At 59.7% G+C, this 21,031-nt stretch carries 25 protein-coding genes; 12 read left to right on the top strand and 13 right to left on the bottom strand.

Annotation, left to right across the window (positions count from 1 at the left end; translation table 11 throughout):
- Positions 1-88 precede the first annotated feature (88 nt).
- Complete coding sequence (locus ACN2TU_RS08385) at positions 89-1,213, top strand: acyl-CoA dehydrogenase family protein (protein WP_435154610.1); 1,125 nt, start codon at positions 89-91, stop codon at positions 1,211-1,213.
- Positions 1,214-1,274: 61 nt separating this feature from the next.
- Positions 1,275-1,679: a hypothetical protein gene (locus ACN2TU_RS08380; RefSeq protein ID WP_435154609.1), complete on the top strand. Its 405-nt coding sequence runs from the start codon at positions 1,275-1,277 to the stop codon at positions 1,677-1,679.
- Here the strand turns inward: ACN2TU_RS08380 and ACN2TU_RS08375 are convergent, their stop codons facing one another.
- Entirely contained in the window at positions 1,680-2,057 is a 378-nt protein-coding gene (locus ACN2TU_RS08375) for a hypothetical protein (protein ID WP_435154607.1), read from the bottom strand.
- A gap of 9 nt (positions 2,058-2,066) precedes the next feature.
- Positions 2,067-2,579: a hypothetical protein gene (locus ACN2TU_RS08370; protein WP_435154606.1), complete on the bottom strand. Its 513-nt coding sequence runs from the start codon at positions 2,577-2,579 to the stop codon at positions 2,067-2,069.
- Between the two features lie 89 nt (positions 2,580-2,668).
- Between ACN2TU_RS08370 and ACN2TU_RS08365 the strand changes: the two genes are divergently transcribed.
- The gene (locus ACN2TU_RS08365) at positions 2,669-3,187 is read left to right on the top strand and encodes an HAD family hydrolase (RefSeq protein WP_435154604.1); all 519 of its coding nucleotides are present in this window, start codon (positions 2,669-2,671) and stop codon (positions 3,185-3,187) included.
- On the opposite strand, the gene ACN2TU_RS08360 is transcribed toward ACN2TU_RS08365, so the two are convergent.
- Together ACN2TU_RS08360 and ACN2TU_RS08355 are read right to left on the bottom strand one after the other, a co-directional pair.
- Positions 3,184-3,834, bottom strand: a complete 651-nt coding sequence (locus ACN2TU_RS08360; protein ID WP_435154603.1) for a helix-turn-helix domain-containing protein — start codon at positions 3,832-3,834, stop codon at positions 3,184-3,186. The genes ACN2TU_RS08365 and ACN2TU_RS08360 overlap by 4 nt on opposite strands.
- A gap of 250 nt (positions 3,835-4,084) precedes the next feature.
- Positions 4,085-4,327, bottom strand: a complete 243-nt coding sequence (locus ACN2TU_RS08355) for a DUF5822 domain-containing protein (RefSeq protein ID WP_435154602.1) — start codon at positions 4,325-4,327, stop codon at positions 4,085-4,087.
- 104 nt (positions 4,328-4,431) lie between these two features.
- Here ACN2TU_RS08355 and panB point away from each other — a divergent pair, with 104 nt between their 5' ends.
- Positions 4,432-5,241, top strand: a complete 810-nt coding sequence (gene panB / locus ACN2TU_RS08350) for a 3-methyl-2-oxobutanoate hydroxymethyltransferase (protein ID WP_435154600.1) — start codon at positions 4,432-4,434, stop codon at positions 5,239-5,241.
- A gap of 8 nt (positions 5,242-5,249) precedes the next feature.
- Here the strand turns inward: panB and ACN2TU_RS08345 are convergent, their stop codons facing one another.
- A complete protein-coding gene (locus ACN2TU_RS08345) occupies positions 5,250-6,026 on the bottom strand; it encodes an alpha/beta fold hydrolase (RefSeq protein WP_435154598.1) in 777 nt (258 codons plus the stop codon).
- A gap of 173 nt (positions 6,027-6,199) precedes the next feature.
- Here ACN2TU_RS08345 and ACN2TU_RS08340 point away from each other — a divergent pair, with 173 nt between their 5' ends.
- Both ACN2TU_RS08340 and ACN2TU_RS08335 read left to right on the top strand, forming a co-directional pair.
- Complete coding sequence (locus ACN2TU_RS08340) at positions 6,200-6,442, top strand: DUF7127 family protein (protein WP_435154597.1); 243 nt, start codon at positions 6,200-6,202, stop codon at positions 6,440-6,442.
- Positions 6,439-8,700 carry a CDC48 family AAA ATPase gene (locus ACN2TU_RS08335; RefSeq protein ID WP_435154595.1) on the top strand — a complete coding sequence of 754 codons (2,262 nt, stop codon included), beginning with the start codon at positions 6,439-6,441 and terminating at the stop codon, positions 8,698-8,700. Before ACN2TU_RS08340 ends, ACN2TU_RS08335 begins: the two co-directional genes overlap by 4 nt.
- A gap of 239 nt (positions 8,701-8,939) precedes the next feature.
- Here ACN2TU_RS08335 and ACN2TU_RS08330 read toward each other — a convergent pair whose 3' ends face one another.
- The 4 genes from ACN2TU_RS08330 to ACN2TU_RS08315 all read right to left on the bottom strand — a co-directional run bounded on the left by ACN2TU_RS08330 (position 8,940) and on the right by ACN2TU_RS08315 (position 12,313).
- Positions 8,940-9,449, bottom strand: a complete 510-nt coding sequence (locus tag ACN2TU_RS08330) for a sodium:calcium antiporter (RefSeq protein WP_435154594.1) — start codon at positions 9,447-9,449, stop codon at positions 8,940-8,942.
- A gap of 139 nt (positions 9,450-9,588) precedes the next feature.
- Positions 9,589-10,419, bottom strand: a complete 831-nt coding sequence (locus tag ACN2TU_RS08325) for a DNA replication complex subunit Gins51 (protein ID WP_435154593.1) — start codon at positions 10,417-10,419, stop codon at positions 9,589-9,591.
- The gene (gene priS / locus ACN2TU_RS08320; protein ID WP_435154592.1) at positions 10,416-11,588 is read right to left on the bottom strand and encodes a DNA primase small subunit PriS; all 1,173 of its coding nucleotides are present in this window, start codon (positions 11,586-11,588) and stop codon (positions 10,416-10,418) included. Before priS ends, ACN2TU_RS08325 begins: the two co-directional genes overlap by 4 nt.
- Before the next feature lie 236 nt (positions 11,589-11,824).
- On the bottom strand, positions 11,825-12,313 hold the full coding sequence (locus ACN2TU_RS08315) for a GNAT family N-acetyltransferase (RefSeq protein WP_435154591.1): 489 nt from the start codon (positions 12,311-12,313) through the stop codon (positions 11,825-11,827).
- Positions 12,314-12,417: 104 nt separating this feature from the next.
- Between ACN2TU_RS08315 and ACN2TU_RS08310 the strand changes: the two genes are divergently transcribed.
- From ACN2TU_RS08310 to ACN2TU_RS08300, 3 genes are read left to right on the top strand one after another with little or no spacing between them, the layout of a single operon-like run.
- Positions 12,418-12,828 carry an archease gene (locus ACN2TU_RS08310; protein WP_435154589.1) on the top strand — a complete coding sequence of 137 codons (411 nt, stop codon included), beginning with the start codon at positions 12,418-12,420 and terminating at the stop codon, positions 12,826-12,828.
- A gap of 55 nt (positions 12,829-12,883) precedes the next feature.
- Positions 12,884-14,341 carry an RtcB family protein gene (locus tag ACN2TU_RS08305; RefSeq protein ID WP_435154587.1) on the top strand — a complete coding sequence of 486 codons (1,458 nt, stop codon included), beginning with the start codon at positions 12,884-12,886 and terminating at the stop codon, positions 14,339-14,341.
- A gap of 59 nt (positions 14,342-14,400) precedes the next feature.
- On the top strand, positions 14,401-14,772 hold the full coding sequence (locus tag ACN2TU_RS08300) for a hypothetical protein (RefSeq protein WP_435154585.1): 372 nt from the start codon (positions 14,401-14,403) through the stop codon (positions 14,770-14,772).
- 172 nt (positions 14,773-14,944) lie between these two features.
- Here the strand turns inward: ACN2TU_RS08300 and ACN2TU_RS08295 are convergent, their stop codons facing one another.
- On the bottom strand, positions 14,945-15,250 hold the full coding sequence (locus tag ACN2TU_RS08295) for a DUF7969 family protein (RefSeq protein ID WP_435154583.1): 306 nt from the start codon (positions 15,248-15,250) through the stop codon (positions 14,945-14,947).
- A 102-nt stretch (positions 15,251-15,352) separates the two neighbouring features.
- Between ACN2TU_RS08295 and ACN2TU_RS08290 the strand changes: the two genes are divergently transcribed.
- Positions 15,353-16,204: an eIF2B alpha/beta/delta subunit family protein gene (locus ACN2TU_RS08290; protein WP_435154582.1), complete on the top strand. Its 852-nt coding sequence runs from the start codon at positions 15,353-15,355 to the stop codon at positions 16,202-16,204.
- A 13-nt stretch (positions 16,205-16,217) separates the two neighbouring features.
- On the opposite strand, the gene ACN2TU_RS08285 is transcribed toward ACN2TU_RS08290, so the two are convergent.
- Positions 16,218-17,318, bottom strand: a complete 1,101-nt coding sequence (locus ACN2TU_RS08285; RefSeq protein WP_435154581.1) for a Gfo/Idh/MocA family protein — start codon at positions 17,316-17,318, stop codon at positions 16,218-16,220.
- A gap of 143 nt (positions 17,319-17,461) precedes the next feature.
- On the opposite strand from ACN2TU_RS08285, the gene ACN2TU_RS08280 reads away from it, so the two are divergent.
- The gene (locus tag ACN2TU_RS08280) at positions 17,462-17,893 is read left to right on the top strand and encodes an NUDIX hydrolase (protein ID WP_435154580.1); all 432 of its coding nucleotides are present in this window, start codon (positions 17,462-17,464) and stop codon (positions 17,891-17,893) included.
- Positions 17,894-17,897: 4 nt separating this feature from the next.
- Here the strand turns inward: ACN2TU_RS08280 and ACN2TU_RS08275 are convergent, their stop codons facing one another.
- Positions 17,898-18,869 carry a sugar phosphate isomerase/epimerase family protein gene (locus ACN2TU_RS08275; protein ID WP_435154579.1) on the bottom strand — a complete coding sequence of 324 codons (972 nt, stop codon included), beginning with the start codon at positions 18,867-18,869 and terminating at the stop codon, positions 17,898-17,900.
- Positions 18,870-18,945: 76 nt separating this feature from the next.
- On the opposite strand from ACN2TU_RS08275, the gene ACN2TU_RS08270 reads away from it, so the two are divergent.
- Complete coding sequence (locus ACN2TU_RS08270; RefSeq protein ID WP_435154577.1) at positions 18,946-19,956, top strand: DUF2332 domain-containing protein; 1,011 nt, start codon at positions 18,946-18,948, stop codon at positions 19,954-19,956.
- Between the two features lies 1 nt (position 19,957).
- On the opposite strand, the gene ACN2TU_RS08265 is transcribed toward ACN2TU_RS08270, so the two are convergent.
- On the bottom strand, positions 19,958-21,025 hold the full coding sequence (locus ACN2TU_RS08265; RefSeq protein ID WP_435154575.1) for a Gfo/Idh/MocA family protein: 1,068 nt from the start codon (positions 21,023-21,025) through the stop codon (positions 19,958-19,960).
- Positions 21,026-21,031 lie beyond the last annotated feature (6 nt).

Here is a 21,031-nt window from a genome sequence, read left to right as displayed (position 1 = left end):
TATCGGACTGTCGCGGGATGGTTCCGAAATCCGGAACGATGCAAACGCGGAACGGGTATCTTTTTCCTCCAGCACTCGAAGGAGGCGTATGAACCTCTCCCCGGAACAACGGGCCATTCGAGACGTGGTTCGGGAGTTCGCTGTCGAGGAAATCCAGCCGACTGCGGCGGAGTGTGACGAGACCGCGGAATTCCCCGAGGACGTCTGGGACGGACTCGCAGAAATCGATTTGACGGGTATGACGGTGCCCGAGAAGTACGGCGGCATCGACGTGGACAAGATGACGTACAGCCTCGCCAACGAGCAGGTTTCCTACGGGTCGCTGTCGGTGGCGACGGCACTGTCGGTGCATTGTCTCGCCACGTCGTGTCTGGCCGAGTTCAGCGATGAAGAGCAGAAGGAACGCTGGCTGCCGGAGATGGCCGAGGGTCGTCCAGTCGGTGCGTTCGCGCTCTCTGAACCCGAGGCCGGGTCGAACCCCGCCGAGATGTCCACGGAAGCGCGCAAAGAGGGCGACGAGTACGTCATCAACGGCAAGAAACAGTGGATTACAAACGGCAAGCGCGCCGACGTGATTATCCTGTTCGCCAAAACCGACCGGGACGACCCGCAAAGCGTCACGCAGTTCGTCGTGCCGAAGGACGCGGGCGTCGAAGTCGGCAAAAAAGAGGAAAAACTCGGTCTGCGTGCGAGCGACACGACCAGCCTCATCTTCGACAACGTGCGGATTCCAGCGGCGTATCGCCTCACTGAGGAGGGTCGTGGACTTTCGGCGGCCTTCCACATTCTCACCGGTGGCCGAATCGGTATCGCCAGTCAAGCAGTCGGACTGTCGCAGGCGGCGCTCGACCAAGCCATCGACTACGCGGGAGAGCGCGAGCAGTTCGGCAAGCCGATCGCCGATATCCAGACTATCCGGCACAAGTTCGCCGATATGCAGACGAAACTGCAAGCCGGACGCCTGCTGACTCGGGATGCGGCCCGTCTCGCGGACGCCGGCGAAGACCACTCGATGGCGGCGAGCATGGCGAAGTATTTCGCCAGCGAGTCCGCGGTCGAGATCACGAACGAAGCCGTGCAGATTCACGGCGGCTACGGCTACACGACCGATTTCGACGTGGAGCGACTCTACCGTGATTCGAAGATAACGACCATCTACGAAGGTACCTCGGAGATTCAGAAGAAGGTCATCGCCCGGAACCTGCTCGGGTAACCCCAGTAGCTTTATGCTACATCGCCGGAATGCATGATTCGGTAGGCATCTTCGAGATTCGATGACCATCTCTAACGATTCATCCCTCGTCTCGTTCGACGCCGATGCAGCGGTCGCTGTTCTCAAAGACCGAGCGAGCAATTCGGTTCACCTCTGCGTGGAGTACGACACCGAGGAGTTCAACACCCTCTTTTCCGACCAGATGACGCTCGATTTGTACGCCAGTGAGCGAGAGATGGTAGACCATTTCGAAGAGGTGCTCTCCTACGTCCACGTCGATTTTATGGAGAAAGACCTCTTCGAGGACGTGTTTCGCGATGCGGGTGCGGTGCGGTCGTTCGCAACGTACATGCAACACGTGATACTCGTTCGAGTTCTCATCGACGAGGAAGGATTATTTTTCACCGTCGACCCCGGTTCGGACGTGACGGCGCTCGTCGAAGCAGTCGAGGAAGCGGTCGAGTGATTACGGGGTGCCGAGATATCGGTGGCGCTTGTAGAGGTACACCATTCCTGCTGGTACGGTGAACAGCACTGGAACGACGAATATCGCCAACAGGTGAACGATGGCAATGCCCGTCCAGAGACGACTATTAGGAGTCCATTCGACGTTTGCATCCCGAACTGCGCTCATATCCTTGTAGAGTCCGTAGGAGTACACCGGGATGAGCAAGAAATGGAAGAGGAGGCTGAAAACGGTGTAGAACCCTACGAACAGGTAGAGGTGACCCAGCAACAGACTATCGGCGAGGGTGCCGACGAAATTTTGTTGGTTATTATGTAGGATAGTCATCGTCGTGACTGCAACGAGGCCGGTGAGGTAGACTGCGGCCGGGATTGCCACAGCGTACCATCATCGCGTGATTCGACCGGTTGCGGGCGGTGTCTCTGCGCCATTGTTTTCGTCGTGGTCGTTTCGGTTGGTGTACTCCTGTCCGTAGTTGTCACCATCAGCGGACTCGTCCGGAACTGTCGGAACGTACGTTCCGTACCGCCATCTCCGGTACAGATAGGCCACCGCAATCGGGACTTTCAGCATCGACACGTTCAGTACGAAGCCGATAATCGGAACGACCAGTCCGACGCTCGCCCAGAGGTATGGGTTCGGATTCCATCCAAACTGACCGTCACGAAGTCGCCGAGCATCCATGAACAGCGAGGCGGAAAAAACGGGGAGCAACAGCCACCCCAGTATAACGGGGATGCCGCCACCATATAGCGCGACGAGTGCGTCGAGCCTTCCCAGTTGTCTGGGGCCAGCAGCAAACGATTGCATCAGTTTCAGGACGGCCCACCCCACAAACTCCAGCGCAGCAGGAATAGCCACGCCATACCACCAGTTGGAGCGACGACCCTGTTCACCCATATCGGATACTGTCCACCAGCCGATTTACTTATGGAGCAGTTAACTCGACGACCGAAGTTCCTTTGCCTCCAAACTCCCTACGCACGACCGTGACTGATGACGTTTCGGCGGTCGTCTACGACCTCGATGGGACGCTGGTGCAACTGCTCGTGAACTGGAAGACGGTGGCCCGCGACGTGACGACGGAGCTAGCGACCCACGGCGTCGATGCGAGCGACGCCGACCTCTGGGAGATGCTCGATTTGGCTGACAAGGCGAACGCTCGCGACGCGATAGAGGACGTTATCGGCGCACACGAATGTGACGGCGCGCGGCGTTCGACTCGTCTCCCACACGCTGACGAACTGCTTTCCCGCGACGTACCCGTGGGCGTCTGTTCGCTGAACTGCGAAGCGGCGTGCCATGTCAGCCTGGAAACGCACGACCTCGCAGCGCACGTCGATGCTGTCGTCGGGCGTGACTCGGTTGCGACGCGAAAGCCGCATCCAGAACCCCTGCGTGCTACCCTCCAGGCGCTGGGAGTCGATGGCGATGCGGTTTTCATCGGCGACTCGCCTCGGGACGAACTGACGGCGGAACGCGCAGGCGTTGCCTTCGAATTCGTTTAGTTTTCGATGATGAGCGATTTCTTCACGAGATTTTCGTGTCCGCGTCGAAGTCGCTCCGATATCGATTGATGTGTCACACCGAGTTCGTCGGCGAGGGACATCGCCGATGTCTCTCGCGGAACCGAGTAGTATCCTCGGTCGTACGCGAGACGGAGCGTCCGGTGTTGATTTCGCGTTAGCCCGAACTGGCCACTCTTCCCACCCGAAAACTCGTGAATGTTCTCGATTTCGAGGTCGATTCCTCGCGTTTCACAGTAGTCGTAGGTGCGTGCAAGGGCGTCGTGGTCGGCGAACAGAACTTGGAGGTACCACCGCTCTTCGCTCCCTGTCGCGGCGAGAATCGCTCCTCGTTCTTCGACGAGAATGTGAACCAGTGCGTCGATGTCGGCGACCCAGTCCAACTGATAGAGAAATCTGGTGTCGAAGTCGCCGATCAATTGGAACTCGCCCACGCTTTCGTCGGTATCGAACGCGGACTCGACCGCCTCACGGTCGCTCGCCGCTACCCAGACGAATAGCGTCAGCAAGTTTCGGTCGTATGCGACGAGTTGCTCAATGTCGAACTGAATCGTCTCGAGCGTTTGAACGGTTTGATTCAGGGCGAATTCGTCAGCGGGAAACGTCACCTCGGCAATCGTTCCCGTCATGACGACTTCTCAGGATTTCGCACTAATACTTTTATTGGCCGAGTTTTAATAAATACCCCATATGTCAAATATGCAGAGTGAATCCTGATGCGTTGTATCGGTCACGCAGGTGTAGAGGTGCCACGATACGAAAGTATAATTTATCAACACGTCGTGCCACTGTGGGGTCGCTTTATTTCCCGATTTCTGCCCGTTTTTCGGGGGTGTGTGACTTCGTCCCGCATCATACTTCGCCGCCGATTCCGCCGTTTCAATCCGTCTGCTGGCTACGAGCGTAGAGAAACACGCAAATCGCGGTACAGAACCACACGATTGCGCCGACGCGAACCGCGAAGGAGACACGCGATGCCCACGTCGGCAACGACACTCCCGAGAAAAGCGCGATGAGCGCGACGATTGGCGCACCGATGAGGATGGTCGTGACGAAGGTGACCTGCATCACCCACCCGTAATCCACACCGTCAGGATTGTAGGTTTCGACTGGTTCGGGCACAGATGCACACGGGAACCGGGTCGTCTTAAGGTTTGTCAGGTCAGTTTTCGGCGAACCCATCATCGACCGGGCAGGTTAAGCCCCCCGAACGAAGAGTCTGACGTATGCCAACGGTGAGGGATATCCGCGCCAAGGCGGGCGAAGCGCCGATTACGATGCTCACGGCCTACGATGCACCGACTGCGGAAATCGTAGACGACGCCGACATCGACATGATACTTGTCGGGGACAGCATGGGTAACGCAGTGCTGGGATACGATTCGACGCTCCCGGTGACGGTGGACGAGGTCGCGAGTCGAACCGGGGCCGTCTCCCGTGGCGTCGAAGACGCGCTCGTCGTCGCCGACCTCCCATTCTTGAGCTTCGGATTCGACGAGAACAGCGCCGTCGAAAACGCCGGTCGGATGCTGAAAGAGGAAGGTGCGAACGCGGTCAAAATCGAGAGCGGCAGCCACACCATCGAGTTGACCGAAACGCTGACGCAACTCGGGGTTCCGGTGATGGCACATCTCGGACTGACGCCACAGCACGTCAACCAGTCGGGCTATGCCCGACAGGGCACGTCGCAGGAGGAAGCGGACGAGATGCTCGACCTTGCACGAAAGCACGAGGAGGCGGGCGCGTTCTCGCTCGTCTTGGAACACGTCCCGGCGAACCTCGCGGCGACCATCACCGAGGAACTCGACATCCCGACCATCGGAATCGGTGCCGGGCCGCACACGGACGGCCAAGTCCTCGTCATCAACGACACAGTCGGATTGGGTGAGTGGAGCCCGTCGTTTGCAAAACAGTTCGGCGACGTGCGGGGCGAGATGGAGCGCGCGGTTGCGGCGTACCGTGACGAAGTCGAATCCGGCGAGTTCCCCGCGAGGGAACATTCGCATGTAGAAGAGGAATTAGACGGCGTGTACTGACGTTTAGATTATCGAACACCGTTCAAAAATCTCGTTAGCATACCGTTGAGCGCGTCCGGCGTTTCGAGCATGGCGAGGTGTGCTGCATCTTCGATTTCTACGAATTGGCCGTCGCGAACGTTGTCGGCCAAATACTCGTGATACCTTGGCGGCGTGAGCATGTCGTATTCACCGACGGCGGCGAGCGTCGGGGCGGCGATTTCGTCCAGTCGGTCACGCACATCGAACGTGTGACAGGAGTGGAAATCCCGGCTGGTTACCCCCTGTCCGACCTCGTACATTGATTCCTTCGAGAGTTCGACGTACCGGTCGTCCGGGTCGTGAAAGAGACGGTCGCCGTCGTGGAGAAATTCGACGGCGCGGTCGAAATCCGAATCTAGCCACGTGAGCAAATCGTCCAACACGGAGAGTTTTGCGCCGCTTCCGACGAGGACGATGGCTTCGGGGTCGAAGTCGCGTTCGAGGACGAGATGAAGAACGACTGCGCCACCGAGCGAGTTGCCGACGAGTGTTCGTGCACCGGTTTCCTCGGCGACCGCGAGCACGTCGTCCGCGTAGGCCGAGAGGGTGCTCCATCCGGGGTCGGCGTCCACGTCCTCCGATTCACCGTGGCCGCTCAAATCGACCGCGACGACGGGAAACGACGAAGAAAGACGGGCGAGTTGCGCTTTCCAGAGTTCATGCGTGCCGCCGCTTCCGTGGACGAACAAGACGGGGGCCCCCTCACCACCACGGTCTGCGTGGCGATATGCTGTCGTTCGGTCGTGGTGCGTGACTGTTTCCATATGGTGCACCGTTCACACGCGCGAAGCATAAAGTTCCGGACGTGAGGAAGCAGTATTGCAGGAACTTGGTTGGGAACCGCATTTCTACCGAATATTCGAAAAACGCAGTACAGTAGCGCCATGATCAGAGAAAGATTTAAATACTTCTGCGACTAACCAAAGGTTAGCTAAAGATGACGCTCGAACATCTCTCACAACAGAGTGGAAGTATCGCCCGTCGGTATAGCTACGACGACGGAGAAGTCATCGTCGCCGACTTCGGTACCGCGGACGTGTCCGTTGACGTGCTCGAAGACGTGGCAATCGTCGTCGCAGAGCACGACGGGGAGCAGACCCAGACGGAAGTCGAACTGCCAGCAGGAGAGGCGCAAGCGTTTATCAACAACGGCGTCCTCACTATCGAGGTGAGACGATGAAACTCACTGTCAAGCCGTTAAAGCAGAAGGACGCGGGTCGCGGACTCGCGGCGGTTGACCGACGTTCGATGGAGGAACTTGGCGTCGAGAACGGCGACTATATCGTCATCGAGGGACGCGGTCAGGGTCGCGCAGTCGCGCGTGTCTGGCCCGGCTACCCCGAGGACGAAGGTCGCGGAATCATCCGCATCGACGGAAAACTCCGCCAGGAGGCTGGTGTCGGCATCGACGACAAAGTCACCATCGAGAAGGCTGACGTCAAGCCTGCGAACAAAGTGACGATTGCGCTCCCGCAAAATCTTCAGATTCGCGGCAACATCGCGCCCCACATCCGCGATAAGCTGAGCGGGCAGGCTATCACCCAGGGTCAGGCGATTCCGTTCGGATTCGGTCTGATGGGAATGGGATCCGGTCAGTCCATCCCGCTCAAGGTCGCCAGCACCGACCCCGACGGGACGGTCGTCGTCACCGACTCCACCGAGATACAAATCAGCGAACGCCCCGCCGAAGAAATCGCGGCCGGAGGCGGTGGCGGTGGACAGGCCCGCCCCGACGTGACTTACGAGGACATCGGCGGGTTGGAGCGCGAACTCGAACAGGTTCGGGAGATGATCGAACTCCCGATGCGACACCCCGAACTGTTCAGTCGCCTCGGCATCGACCCGCCGAAGGGAGTGCTCCTCCACGGGCCGCCGGGAACCGGGAAAACCCTGATGGCGAAGGCCGTCGCCAACGAAATCGACGCCTACTTCCGAACCATCTCGGGGCCGGAAATCATGTCGAAATATTACGGCGAGTCGGAAGAGCAACTCCGTGAGGTGTTCGAGGAGGCAGAACAGAATTCCCCGGCCATCATCTTCATCGACGAAATCGACTCCATCGCACCCAAGCGCGAGGAGGCCGGTGGCGACGTCGAACGGCGTGTCGTCGCCCAACTGCTCTCGCTGATGGACGGCCTCGAAGAGCGCGGTGAGGTGACGGTTATCGCCGCCACGAACCGCGTCGATGCGGTTGACCCCGCGCTCCGCCGAGGCGGTCGCTTCGACCGCGAAATCGAAATCGGTGTCCCGGACCGCGACGGTCGCCTCGAAATCATGCAAGTCCACACGCGTGGGATGCCCCTCGCAGACAGCATCGATTTGGAGGAGTACGCCGACAACACCCACGGGTTCGTCGGGGCCGACCTGGAATCGCTGGCCCGCGAATCCGCGATGAACGCGCTCCGGCGCGTCCGCCCGGAACTCGACCTCGATTCGGACGAGATTCCGGCGGACGTACTGGAGTCGCTGAAAGTCACGGAAGGGGACTTCAAGGAGGCGCTGAAGGGCATCGAACCGTCGGCACTCCGCGAAGTCTTCGTTGAAGTGCCCGACGTGTCGTGGCAGGACGTTGGTGGGCTGGAGGACACGAAAGAACGCCTCCGTGAAACCATCCAGTGGCCGCTCGACTACCCCGAGGTGTTCCAATCGCTGGATATGCAGGCCGCAAAAGGCGTCCTGATGTACGGGCCGCCCGGAACCGGGAAGACCCTGATGGCGAAAGCAGTCGCCAACGAGAGCGACAGCAACTTCATCTCGATCAAGGGACCCGAACTGCTGTCGAAGTGGGTCGGCGAGTCCGAGAAGGGTGTCCGTGAAGTGTTCAGCAAGGCCCGCGAGAACGCCCCGACGGTGGTGTTCTTCGATGAAATCGACTCCATCGCCACGGAGCGCGGCCGCGACGGCGGCGGTGGCTCGCAGGTCAGCGAGCGCGTCGTCTCGCAGTTGCTGACCGAACTCGACGGCCTCGAAGAACTCGAAGACGTGGTGGTCATCGCCACCTCGAACCGCCCCGACCTCATCGACTCGGCGCTCCTGCGCCCGGGTCGCCTCGACAGACACGTCCACGTGCCGGTTCCTGACGAGGTGGCTCGCCGGGCCATCTTCGAGGTTCACACCCGTCACAAGCCGTTGGCCGACGACGTTGACTTGGACGAACTCGCGGAACAGACCGAGGGATACGTCGGTGCCGACATCGAGGCTGTCTGCCGCGAGGCCGCGATGGCCGCGAGCCGGGAGTTCATCAAGAGCGTCTCACCCGAGGATATCGGCGAAAGCGTCGGCAACGTCCGCATCACCGCCGAACACTTCGAGAACGCGCTGGGCGAGGTGACGCCGAGCGTCACCGAGGAGACCCGCGAACGCTACGCAGAAATCGAAGAACGGTTCGACAGTGCCGAACCCGAGACGGAAGAACAGTTGGGACGGACGTTCCAATAAAACCTTTTACGACGGTCGCAGGCAGGGGCGGTGACTGATGTCATCGCCCCTGCTAGCTCACTGTGAAAGATTCATCAAAAGCACTCCTCCTTCCCTGCGGTCAGTCGTCGGCCCGCTCATTCGTCGCTGTCGCTCCTCGCTCGGGGTGAGTGAGTCGGCCCTCGGCAGCCGTGTAAACTGCTGTTTTTTGCGTTTGTGTCACCGGTCTACTGCTCCGCCGTCGCGGGGCAGTTTTCGGCTTACGTTCCCGGAACGAGATTCGTCACGCCAACCGTTTCGAGCAACAGCCAGACGACGAACAGGCCGTAGAAACCCAACAGACCCCACGATTCGCTGTTTGTGAGGACGAGATCCGTTCGGAGAAATCCGAACACGACGACCGTTGCGAGGGTGAGAAAGCCCATCATCGGAACCGTGACGGTGAAATCGATGTCGGCAGACCCCGCGATGAGCACTCCTGCTGGAACCGCGACGAGCAGGTCGAACACGTTGCTTCCAAACACGTTGGCAAGGCTGGTGACACCGTTGTTTTCGCGGGCGGCCCGAACGCTTACGAGCGTGTCGGAAAGGCTGGTTCCGGCGGCGATGACCGTCAGCCCCCCAAATGAAGTTCGGCGTGTCGAACAGTTCGCCGAAACCGAGGGCGTCCTCGACGAGTCCTTCGACCGCCACCGCGATGAGCAGGAGACTGCCCAGAAACGTAGCCCATTCGCGAAGCGGGGCGATATCTTCGGTCGCTTCGTCCGCATCGTGGTCTTGCGTATCCTGATACTGCGTAAACACGTAGACGCCGTAGAAGGCGATGGGGATGAGCGCGAGTTCGATGGGCATTGCTATCCGTTTTCAGTCAGCTATCATAAAATCAAAGATTTGGTCGAATTGAAGTCGCTAATCCAACTTTTCGGCCGCCTCTCGTTCGATGAGCGGCCCGGCGTTTTCCGCAGGAAGCGACACCACATCTTCGCTTGTGAGGTCGTACGCTCGCTCGTCCACGCCGAGAATTTCACCGATATCGCGGGTAATTCGAACCGTCGTTCGTTCCTCGGAGAGCGCCGGCTCCGGAGCGCTCTCGGTCTCCTCACCCGTACCGCTGGATGCTCGTTCGCCTGCGTTCGGTGACTCGCCGCTGCCTGCGTTCGGTGACTCGCCGCTCGGCGAATCCGCATCGTCCGTACTGCCAGCAATCGCTGCTGCTTCCGCGGACGGGCGGTCGTCCTCGGCGACTGATGTCGATTCGGTCGGTTCCGAATCACGTGCGTTCCCCTCCGTCGCCGGTTCTGACCCGGTAGTAGTTTCGGATTCCGTCGTGTCCTCGGAACCGCTCGTCGATTCAGTACCGGCCAGCACATCGAGCACAGTCGATTTGTTCGCCTCGATTCGGTCTACCAGATCGGCGAACAGCGTTTGTTCTTCGTTCGTCAACCCCTCTTCATCGGCCGGGATACCCGCCGCCGCGAGACTCGCGCGTTTGACGACTTTCCCCACTCGTCGTTCGTATATCGCTTCGACGACTTCCTCTGCCGTCTGAATCTCGTCGGTCAGCCGGTTTACCTCGGCGGAATCGAACGGGTCATCTGCCCGCTCGGCGGCCCGCTCACGCTCCTCACGCAGGTCGCAGATGTAGCTCCCAACGTCTGCGTAGAAAGACTCCCGCAGATGTTGCAGGCTATCCTTCGAACGCTCCTTGCTCTGGACGCTGCGGAGTTCGTCGAGGTTCATTCTTTCCCTTTTTCTGCCCGGTCACGTGCCATAAGAAAGATGGCCACGTATTCGGGAATTGAGACATTGCCTGCCGGAAGCGTAAAGCTTTCGCCCCCGATCTCGACTTCCGTTTCCTTTTCCAATTCGACAGTCACGTCATGCCTCGTGAACGTCTCCGGAACCGCATCTCGAAGCGGGTCGAAATCGGCGAGGTCGTCCCGCGAGATTTGAGTCACTTCCAACCCACTGCCGCCATGGAGACTCCCGGGAAGCCGAATGAGGCGATGGGTGTCCGTCGTCACCGGTTCGTCAACTGCCGCGGTTTCAGCCGCGAACACCTCCGCTGCGAGCACCCGGGCGAGTTGGTAAAACGCGGGGTGGACATCGACGTTGCCGCGTTCGACCTCTCGGCGGTTGTTTTTGGCGGCGTTGTACGCTCCCGTCGCTTTCCCAGTGCCGATTCCATCGAACTCCTGTAACCGTTCGATGGCGTCCTCCTCGTCCATCGTTAGGAGTTCGTCCATGAACGAACAGAGATGGTCATAGACACGGCCGCCCCACCCGTCGTCGGTCGGGAGGGTGCGCTTTTGGGTTGGGTTTTTCAGCCCGATTCCGGCGACCGCCTCCGATTCGACCAACGACTCGAACTCCACGTCCGCTGCCCGGATGTAGTCCACGACCTCCCGGCGAGCCTCCCTGTCTAAGTGCAGGACGCCATCGTCCCGGACGTGGACGTGATAGCCTCGACCTCCGGAGAAGACGACCGTCATGTCTTTGAAGCCGAAATCCTGGTCGAGCAAATCGAGCAGGTCGAGCAGTTCCTCCTTCCCGCGTGCCAACATTTCAGCGTACGGTGTATCGGGAGTGACGCCCGGGAGATGATCCGCGTCCAAGTCGAAGACGAGGTCGGCGCTCTGCCAGTCCTTTTCGCCCATCGTACCCGCGCCGGGATTTCTGTACCGCCCGGCGGAGAAGTAGACGTGGCGCGGACGTTCACTTTCCAGAAATCCCCCGAGCGTGCCGAGGTCAAGGAGGGAGTTGTGACGAACCATCGTCGTTCCCGGCCCGGGAGTCCACGGGATATATCCCCATTCGCGCTCGTCCGCATTCGGCGGTAGTTCCGGCTGTACCGTCCGGTAGTGGTCGCGAAACCGTCCCCGAAGATACGCTCGCGTCCGCTCTTCCATCGTCAGTTGATGAATCACCGAACGGTTAAAGCGTTGTTTCTTCAGTTCAAGCACTCGTTTCGGTTCGGAAATCGCGGTACTGCAGGAGGATGACGAGTGGTTGACGGCGTAAATCGATGGCGACCAGTCAAGTCACAATTGGTCGAATCAATGGGAGATTACCCGCCCAACAGGGGAAAATAGAACCGCAAACCGGTCGCTACGGGGGGTACCGACATCGTAATCAATCGATCCGGCTATCCGCGCATGATGTCTGACAGACGCTTCGTGAGGCTCTCTTCTTCGCCCAAGCGGAGATAGAAAGCGTTGCCGCCGTCTTCGTAGTAGTTGTCGATTCGGCGTTCGACGGCGAACCCGAGATGGCGATAGAAGTCGAGCGCGTTCTCGTTGGTACTGCGGGCGTGGCAGGTAACCGTGGCGTGATTTTTCGCGACCCGTGCAACCAATCGCTCGCCGAATCCTTCGCCCCTGAAATCGGGGTCAACCGCGAGAAAGAGAATGTAGCCGTCACGGCGCACCGCCGCAAAGCCGATGAGTCGTTCGCCACCTTCACCGTCCGTGAGGTAGCAGTAGACCGTTGACCGCCGGTATGCGTCGGTAAAAAACCCCCGTCGTTGTTTCAGCACGCCTTCGCTCTGCCGGATTTTCTCCTTCAGCTGCCACGCCGCTTCGACGTAGCGATTGTCGCCCGGCGAGACGATGCGCGTGTCGATGTTTACGCTCACTGAGATGGAGTAGCAGACAGGTGAATATAATTCCACCGGCATAAGAAGCGATTGACACGAGCGGTTTGGCAAGCCTGATACCGATAGCCACCGATAATCAAACAATGAACTACGTGCTCCGCGAGCACACCGCCGACGTTGCAGTAGAATCTACCGGCGATTCCCTCTCTACTGCGTTCGCCGCCGTCGCCGACGGGTTAGCCGCCGCGATGTGCGACGACATTCCGGACTCCGGCGAGCGATTCGAGGTCGAAGTGCGCGCCGAAAATCGTGAGGCACTGTTGTTCGACTACTTGGACGAACTCATCTACGAGCGCGACGTTCGTGCCGTGTTGCCCGTCGAGAACGAAGCGAGTGTCCACGAAGCCGACGACGAGTGGACGCTCGCCGGAACCGCCCGGGGCGTCCCGCTCGACGGGCTCCGGGCGCGAGAAATCAAGGCCGTCACCTATTCCGAAATGACCGTCGAGGAAACGGCGGACGGGTGGCGGGCGTATGTGGTTTTTGACGTGTAGGTAGCCGACAACCGAACCCCGAAACGTCTTCGGGGTTCGGTGCTAATTTTCAGGTATGGATACGTACAACGCGGGGGACATCACGCTCGAACGGGTTCGGGAGTATGTCTGGGAAATCCCGAAAGAAGACGGAATGGGCACGCCTGCGCGAGTGTTCGCCAGCGAGGAATTACTCGAACAGATCGCGGACGATAAAACCCTCGAACAGTTGAAGAACACGACACATCTGCCGGGCGTACAGAAGTACGCTCTCTGCATGCCGGACGGCCATCAGGGATACGGCTTCCCCGTCGGTGGTGTCGCGGGAATCGATGCCGAAAACGGATGTATCTCGCCGGGTGCAGTGGGATACGACATCAACTGCGGCGTGAGGATGATGCGGACGAACCTCACCTACGAGGACATTCGTGGGAAGGAGGAGGAACTGGTGGATGGCCTGTTCGCCAACATCCCGTCGGGACTCGGCGGCGGTGGCGTCGTCGAGGGCGATATCGACACCGTCAACGACGTTCTCGACCGTGGGATGGCGTGGGCGCTTGATGAGGGCTACGCGACGGAAGCCGACCTCGCACACTGTGAGGACGAGGGCGTCCGAGAGGAAAGCGACCCGTCGGCAATCTCGCAGAAGGCGAAAGACCGCGGGAAAAATCAGTTGGGGAGCCTCGGCAGTGGCAACCATTTCCTCGAAGTCCAGCGCGTGACCGACGTGTTCCGCGAGGATGTCGCCGACGTCTACGGCCTGTCGGAAGACCAAATCGTCGTTCTCATCCACTGTGGGAGCAGGGGTCTGGGCCATCAGGTCTGTAACGACTACCTACGGAAAATCGAGAAAACCCATTCGGGCCTGCTGTCGAAACTCCCGGATAAGGAACTCGCCGCGGCCCCTGCTGGGAGCCAACTTGCCGAGGAATATTATCAAGCGATGGGTGCAGCAATCAACTTCGCGTGGGTGAACCGCCAACTCATCATGCACCGAACACGACAGGTGTTCGAGCGCGTGTTCGACCGGTCGTGGGAGGAGATGGAGATGGTACTGCTGTACGACGTGGCGCACAACATCGCGAAAAAGGAGAGGCACGACGTGGACGGAGAGGAAAAGGAACTGTTCGTCCACCGGAAGGGCGCGACCAGGGCGTTTCCCGCGGGGCATCCCGAGGTTCCTGGTGCGTATCTCGACGTTGGCCAACCCATCATCATTCCCGGAAGCATGGGGGCCGGAAGCTACGTCCTCAGCGGCGGCGAGGAGTCGATGAATCTCAGTTTCGGTTCGACCGCCCACGGAGCGGGCAGAGTGATGAGTAGAACGCAGGCAAAGAAGGACTACTGGGGTGGTGACGTGCAGGACGAACTCGAGCAGGAACACATCTACGTCAAAGCCCAGAGCGGGGCGACGGTCGCGGAAGAGGCACCGGGCGTCTACAAGGACGTGGACGAGGTTGTGAAGGTGTCCGACGCCCTCGGAATCGGTGACAAAGTCGTCCGAACCTACCCCGTCTGCAACATCAAAGGATAACTAAAACGTCCTTTTCACTAATCAAAATATTTTGATACCTATTGCGACGAAGGAAACGTATGCGACGACGAGCGTTGCTTGGCGCAATGGGGACGAGCGCGACCGCAGGCCGTATCGGGAGCATCCTTGGTTTTTCATCGAAGCGTCCGCGCTTTACCATCGAACCGGATTCGATTCCCGATTGGTTGCCAGCGGCGCTCGACACGAACCTCGTCAGGGAAGTTACCGAGACACATCCGACAAAAATCCGGGTGGCGTTCGAATGTACTGCCGACGACGCGCGGACGTTTCGGTTCGGCTACCCCTGCCCGTTCGCGGATACGGTCGGCGTCGGGAAAACGGGTCGAGACTCGTCCTCCAGTACGAAGCCAGTTCCTCCGATAGAGATAGTGGCTGCTGGCAAGCCGAAACGCTCGACAGACGAGGTGTGACCGAACGCCGAACGTTCGACCCCGGTGACAGGGCGGTAGTAGAGTGGTCGATTCTCAATTACGCCGAAAACGAGTCGTGTTTCCCCGCGGGTCGCTATCGATTCGAGGATGAGTACGGTGTCGGTGGCGAAACGTACGAATGGCGGATTTTGGCTTCGAGTGCGCTAGCCTCTCACGTTCTGAAATCGAAGTTCGGCGCGTCTTCTGGTCGAAGGGGAACGTGCGGGTCGAGTTCCTCGCCGTCCTCGAACTTCACGAAATTAAGGTAGTACAGTTCGCCACAGCCGTCGTTTTCGGTCTCGCTCGCTCCACAGACGATTTCGACGCCGTCGGCGTTTTCGAACTCGTCGTAGGCGTTTGCGTACTCCCACCCATCGAGCGGGTCGGCCGTCACCGACTTGTCGGCGAGGTTGGCGTCGCGTTCCAATGTTGCGATGGCGCCGCAGTGGGGGCAGTAGTACCGCACGGGGACGGTCATGTATGTGGGTTGGCGTCGGATGGACGTAAATTGTGTGTCGAATCCCCCGGTGCGAGACGCAAACCCAGAACAATCTTGTAGCCTGACGAACTCCGTTAGCGCATGATAGACGAGACAGTCGAGGAGATTCAGGAGATGCAAACACACAGCTCCTCGACCGTCGCGGTCAAGGCCGCCCGCGCGTTGGAAGACCTCCTCGACCGCGATTTCGAGACGGTCGAAGAGTTCGAGCGAGCACTCGACCACAACAGCAACGCACTCCGACGTGCGAACCCGTCACACGCTTCGCTCGTCACGACGCAGCGAGCGATCGTGAAGATGGTAACCGACACCGAAAGCGAGTCGGTCGAGCAGGCGAAAACGCAGACGGAACAAGCGATAGAGAGCGTGGTCGAACAGGTCATCACTGCCAAGCGACGCGCCGCCGAAAACGCCGCCCCGCTGTTCGAAGACGGGATGACCTTCATGACCCACGACTACTCCTCGACGGTGCTCGAAGCAGTGGAAAACGCCGTCGCGGAAGGTACCTATTTCGAGGTGTACGTGCTGGAGGCCCGCCCGCGCTACCTCGGTCGGAAGACCGCTCGCGTTCTCGGTGAAATCGATCAGGTAGACGCGACGCTCATCATCGACAGTGCCGCTGGTCACTACTTGCCGGAGTGCGACCGCGTGTTCACCGGAATGGATTGTATCGTAGACGAAACTCTCTACAACCGCGTCGGCACTTTCCCGCTCGTCGCCACCGCAAACGAGGTGGACGTTCCGGTGACGACCATCGGTTCGAGCGCGAAAATCGTCGGCGAGGCGTTCCGCTTCGAGAACGACTTTCGCTCCGCAAGCGAAGTGATTCGGGAACCAGCGGAAGGGTTTGCCGTGGAAAATCCGGCCTACGACGCGACCCCCACGAACCTCCTCGACTCCGTCGTGACGGATGAGGGGATGTGGGAGTACTGAAACGTCGAACGGACTATTCTACACTAACCCACTCGCCGCTCTCGTCGCTTCGATCGATTGCGTCCAGCACTTGCTGAACCGCCAACCCATCCGCGAAGTTCGGATGGTACTCCTCCCTATTTTCCACGGCGGAGAGGAACTCGTAGTTCTCGTGAACGAACGTGTGCTCCCAGCCGATGACGTGGCCCGGCGGCCACCAGTGGTCGATGTAGGGGTCGTCCTCGTCGGTGACGAGAATCGTCTCGTAGCCGCGGTCGTCGTCGCGCAGAACCTCTAGTTCGTTGAGGCGCTCGAGCGAAAACTTCAGGCTTCCTTCGGAGCCGTGAATCTCGATGGAGTGGTCGTTTTTGTGCCCCGTGGCGAACCGCGAGGCTTCGAAGGAACCCATCACGCCGCCTTCCAGTTCGGCCTGTGCGGAGTAGGCGTCGTCCACCGTGACTGGCTTGGTCTCGTCCTCACCTTCCACTGGCCGTTCGTCCACGAAGGTTTGGAGATGGCCCGACACGCGCTCTACGCCGCCCACGAGGAATTGCGCGAGGTCGATGGTGTGTGCGCCCAGGTCGCCGAGCGCACCGCTTCCCGCCAGTTCCTCGTCGTTACGCCACGACCACGGCGCATCGGGGTCAACCAGCCAGTCTTGGAGGTAGCGTCCGCGAAATTGATGAATTTCGCCAAGTTCGCCGTCCTCGATGAGTCGCTTCGCGTACTGGATGGCCGGGATGAACCGGTAGTTGAACGCCGTCGCGGTCGGCACGCCTGCCGATGCCGCGGCGTCGGCCATCCGTTCCGCGTCGTCGAGGGAGGCCGCGAGCGGTTTTTCACAGAGAACGGGGACGCCCGCTTCGAGCACCGCGATGGAGGGGTCAGCGTGGACGAAGTTCGGCCCGAGGTTGTAGAACACGTCCACGTCGTCGATGACGTTCTCCCAGTCCGTGCTCGTATTCTGGAATCCGAGGCGATCTGCCGCGTCTTCGAGCGCCTCCTCGTCGCGTCCGACGAGGACGTGACGTTCCACGTCCGGCGCGTCCGGGAAGAACATCGGCAGGCGAGCGAGTGCGTTCGCGTGAGCTTTTCCCATGAATCGATAGCCGAGGACACCGACTTTCAGAGTCATAGCTGGTTTGGCGTTTCTTTACGAGGGGGCTTAGTGTTTGATGGCTCCGGTGAAAAACGACAGCGGAGAGTAGATGGTGCCGACTCCAATCTACCGCAACCTACTTGATACAATCGTGAATATTCTCACGTCTCACAACCTCCATGTCCGAAAATCACATCCGCGTCTCCGCCAGAGGACTCGTCCGACGCGACGACGAACTACTCGTCGCACGCGGGACGAAACTGGGAGCAGACGAACCGTTTTACTACCCGCTTGGCGGCGGTGTCGAGTTCGGCGAACACAGCGAGGACGCGCTCCGGCGCGAATTTGACGAGGAATTAGGCGTTTCGCTGGAAAACGTCGCCTATTACGAAACGTACGAAGACGAGTTCACGAGTGAAGGTGAGCGCCACCACGAAATCTGGCGGGTCTACGAGGCTGAAATCGTGGAGTCGTGGCCCTACGAACGGGACGAGTTTTCGGGTTACGAAGCCGAGCACGACGAAGAAATAGACTGCTTCTGGAAACAACCGACCGACTTTTCGGACGGTGGCGAGACGGTCTATCCCGAAGCGATGCTCGCCGATCTGTAACGACTTATTCAGCCCAGTAGGCTTCGCCGGGTTCGGTTCGGAACACGGCGCGGTTCAGCAGTTCGACCGCCTTTTCCAGTCCCTCTTTCGAACTGGTCAACGAATCCTCGTGCTCGATGGAGAGGGTGCCGTCGTACTCTATCATCCGAAGCGCACTGACGATATCCTTCCAGTGCTCTTCGCCATGGCCGTAGCCGACGGAGCGGAACAGCCACGAGCGGTTCGCTTCCTCGTCGTAGGGCGTCGTGTCGAGAACGCCTTTGTATCGGGCTTGCGATTCGTACACCTTCGTATCCTTCGCGTGGAAGTGGTGAATGGCGTCGTGCTCGCCGAGGAAGCGAATAGCTTCTACTACGTCGATTGCCTGCCAGTAGAGGTGGCTGGGGTCGAAGTTAGTCCCGATTCGCTCGTTAGTCGAATTCCGGAGCTCGAGCATTCCGGCAGGTTCGTGTATGAGCATGTTCGGGTGCATCTCGATTGCGACATTCACGCCGTGGTCTGCGGCATGCTCCGCCAAATCGCGCCAGTACGGTATGGCAACCTCTTCCCACTGGTACGTGAGCGCCTCGTCGTGTTCCGACGGCCATGGCGCAGTAATCCAGTTCGGCACCTCGTCGTTCGGGCCGCCAGCGGGGAGTCCCGAGAAGCAGGTGACCGTGTTCACGTCGAGCTGGTCGGCCAGTCGAATGGCCTCGCGGAGTTCGGTGTCGGCTGTCTCGGCCTGCTCGTCGTCCGGATGGAGCGGGTTGTTGTGCGTCGCCAGCGCGCTGATGTGCATGTCGTATTCGGACAGCAACGAGTGCAAGTCCTCCTGTGCGTCGTCATCGTCCAGATACTCGTCACGCGGGAGGTGGGTGTCGCCGGGATAGCCGCCGACGCCGGGTTCGATAGCGTCCACGCCGATATCATCGAGATACGCGAGCGCGTCGTCGAGCGATTCACCGTACAGCGGCGGAGTGTGAACGCCGATGTCCATAGCATGAACCATTACTTCGGTCGGGAATAAAACTTCGGTGGCAACGCTTACGCCCGCCCTCTTCCATTCTCCGAATATGGCTCTCGCCGAACAGTTCGAGTGGTTCGCGGACTGGTGCGTTGGAACGTCGCGCTTGTACGAGCAGATCACACGAGGTGTTGCAGACGACCCGGAGTTGCTGGCCCTCGCCGAGGAAATCCCGCCGAAGCGCGGAACGCCAAACATCCTGCTCGGGGCGGTTCACTGGCACCTGCTTGGCGGCGCAGACCATCCGCTGGCCGACTACTATCCGACCGTCTCGGACGACCCGAAAACGGGTAATCCGTTTCCCGCATTCCGCGAGTTCTGTGTCGAATACGAAACTGAACTCCTTCCCTTCCTCCGAAATCGCAGAACACAGACGAACGCAGTTCGGCGGTGTATCGCACTGTTCCCGGCGTTTTCCCACGTTTCCCATGAAGTTGGCGGTGAACCACTCGCGCTGGTCGAACTCGGCCCGAGCGGCGGCCTCAACCTCTGCTGGAATCAGTACGTCTACGAGTATGGCAACGTGGGACGATTCGGAACGGGCGAGTGCGTCCTCGACGCGGAAGTTCGGGGCAACCGGACACCGCCCGTTTCAGACGACTTCCCGCCCATCGCCTCCCGCGTCGGCATCGACCTGAATCCACTCGACGTTCGTGACGAGAAAGACGTGCGCTGGCTTCGTGCACTCATCTGGCCGGAACACCAAGACCGTCACCGCCTGCTTCGACGGGCCGCCAATGCCGCACAGCAGCACCCGCCCGAACTTCGACAGGGTGACGCAATCGAGTCTCTCCCCAGCGTGCTCGGGGAAATTCCGGCGGACGTGCCCGTCTGTGTTTTCGACACACAGATGCGCTATCAACTCCCCGACCCGGCACAAAACCGCCTCCGAGCGCAAATCGAATCCTCCGCAGAAGACCGACGACTCCACTGGCTATCGGGCCACGAAGCCACGGACGAGTGGGACAACGCCTTCGAACTCAACTGGTTCGACGGCGATGAATACCGGCGACTGGCGGCCTACGAACAGCACGGAAAATGGATTCGGTGGTTGCTATAACTTACTCCAACTGCACTGCCGCGTCTTTGTCCGAGGAACGATAGACGGCGTCGATGACGCGCTGTACCGTCAGCGCCTGTTCGACCGTGTTCATCTTCGGTGCAACGTCGTCCCGAACCGCTTCGAAGAAGACGCGCTGTTCCGCTTTGTGGGCGTCTTCCTGTCGCGTTCTGACGCTGGTGTCTGAAAAGTGGTCTGCACCTACCATGCTCGTCTCGTAGATGTTGAGTGAGTCGTCGCTCTTGTCGAAACTCGCACCCGCGTTCGTTCCGCGAACGTGATATTTCTCACTCGATTCGCGGTTTGCGGCCCACGCGACTTCGAGCGAGATGGTCTTTCCGTTGGCACAGCGAATGAACGCGCTCACCGAGTCATCGACGGTAAATGCGCCGGATTCGGTGTCGTCACCCCACATCTCGAGGTAGGTATAATCCTCCCGGCCTCCGAACTGCGAGCGGACTTCGCCGCTGACCTCCTTCACGTCCGGGAAGTCCTGAAGGTGGAGCGCGAGGTCGATGGCGTGCACGCCGATGTCGATGAGCGCGCCGCCACCGGCCACGTCGCGGTTCGTGAACCACGAACCACGACCCGGAATCCCGCGGCGTCGGATGTAGTTCGCTTCGACGTGGCGTGTCTCGCCGAACCGTCCCTCGTCCTGGTAGCCCTTGATGACCTCGACTGGGTTGCGAAAGCGGTTGTGGAAGCCGACCATACAGAAGCCCTCGGCGTTCCGGGCCGCCTCCGCGATTCGCTCCGCACTCTCCAACGTGTGCGCGAGCGGCTTTTCGAGAAGGACATCGAGTCCCACGTCGAGCGCGGCGACGGCGTACTCCTCGTGGAATTTGTTCGGCGTCGTCACGATGACACAGTCGATATCCGATTCGTACAACTCTTCGTAGCTCTCGAACGAGCGGGTGTCGTATTTCTCGGCAAATCGCGCTCGAGCGTCGGGGTTTATATCGACGCCGCCGACGATTTCGTGGCGTAAATCAGTGATTCTATCAGCATGATAATGTCCAATATTTCCGAGACCGACGAACCCAACTCGAACCGGCTCACTGGCACTCATACTTAC

The organism is Haladaptatus marinus (assembly GCF_051194195.1).
This window is presented reverse-complemented; position numbering and strand designations above follow the sequence as displayed.

Excerpts from the sequence above, each read along its gene's own strand:
- ACN2TU_RS08385 (WP_435154610.1), top strand. The coding sequence starts at position 89 with ATGAACCTCTCCCCGGAACAACGGGCCATTCGAGACGTGGTTCGGGAG.
- ACN2TU_RS08380 (WP_435154609.1), top strand. The coding sequence starts at position 1,275 with ATGACCATCTCTAACGATTCATCCCTCGTCTCGTTCGACGCCGATGCA.
- ACN2TU_RS08370 (WP_435154606.1), bottom strand. The coding sequence starts at position 2,579 with ATGGGTGAACAGGGTCGTCGCTCCAACTGGTGGTATGGCGTGGCTATT.
- ACN2TU_RS08360 (WP_435154603.1), bottom strand. The coding sequence starts at position 3,834 with ATGACGGGAACGATTGCCGAGGTGACGTTTCCCGCTGACGAATTCGCC.
- panB (WP_435154600.1), top strand. The coding sequence starts at position 4,432 with ATGCCAACGGTGAGGGATATCCGCGCCAAGGCGGGCGAAGCGCCGATT.
- ACN2TU_RS08345 (WP_435154598.1), bottom strand. The coding sequence starts at position 6,026 with ATGGAAACAGTCACGCACCACGACCGAACGACAGCATATCGCCACGCA.
- ACN2TU_RS08340 (WP_435154597.1), top strand. The coding sequence starts at position 6,200 with ATGACGCTCGAACATCTCTCACAACAGAGTGGAAGTATCGCCCGTCGG.
- ACN2TU_RS08335 (WP_435154595.1), top strand. The coding sequence starts at position 6,439 with ATGAAACTCACTGTCAAGCCGTTAAAGCAGAAGGACGCGGGTCGCGGA.
- ACN2TU_RS08330 (WP_435154594.1), bottom strand. The coding sequence starts at position 9,449 with ATGCGGACGAAGCGACCGAAGATATCGCCCCGCTTCGCGAATGGGCTA.
- ACN2TU_RS08325 (WP_435154593.1), bottom strand. The coding sequence starts at position 10,419 with ATGAACCTCGACGAACTCCGCAGCGTCCAGAGCAAGGAGCGTTCGAAG.
- priS (WP_435154592.1), bottom strand. The coding sequence starts at position 11,588 with ATGGAAGAGCGGACGCGAGCGTATCTTCGGGGACGGTTTCGCGACCAC.
- ACN2TU_RS08310 (WP_435154589.1), top strand. The coding sequence starts at position 12,418 with ATGAACTACGTGCTCCGCGAGCACACCGCCGACGTTGCAGTAGAATCT.
- ACN2TU_RS08305 (WP_435154587.1), top strand. The coding sequence starts at position 12,884 with ATGGATACGTACAACGCGGGGGACATCACGCTCGAACGGGTTCGGGAG.
- ACN2TU_RS08300 (WP_435154585.1), top strand. The coding sequence starts at position 14,401 with ATGCGACGACGAGCGTTGCTTGGCGCAATGGGGACGAGCGCGACCGCA.
- ACN2TU_RS08295 (WP_435154583.1), bottom strand. The coding sequence starts at position 15,250 with ATGACCGTCCCCGTGCGGTACTACTGCCCCCACTGCGGCGCCATCGCA.
- ACN2TU_RS08290 (WP_435154582.1), top strand. The coding sequence starts at position 15,353 with ATGATAGACGAGACAGTCGAGGAGATTCAGGAGATGCAAACACACAGC.
- ACN2TU_RS08285 (WP_435154581.1), bottom strand. The coding sequence starts at position 17,318 with ATGACTCTGAAAGTCGGTGTCCTCGGCTATCGATTCATGGGAAAAGCT.
- ACN2TU_RS08280 (WP_435154580.1), top strand. The coding sequence starts at position 17,462 with ATGTCCGAAAATCACATCCGCGTCTCCGCCAGAGGACTCGTCCGACGC.
- ACN2TU_RS08275 (WP_435154579.1), bottom strand. The coding sequence starts at position 18,869 with ATGGACATCGGCGTTCACACTCCGCCGCTGTACGGTGAATCGCTCGAC.
- ACN2TU_RS08270 (WP_435154577.1), top strand. The coding sequence starts at position 18,946 with ATGGCTCTCGCCGAACAGTTCGAGTGGTTCGCGGACTGGTGCGTTGGA.
- ACN2TU_RS08265 (WP_435154575.1), bottom strand. The coding sequence starts at position 21,025 with ATGAGTGCCAGTGAGCCGGTTCGAGTTGGGTTCGTCGGTCTCGGAAAT.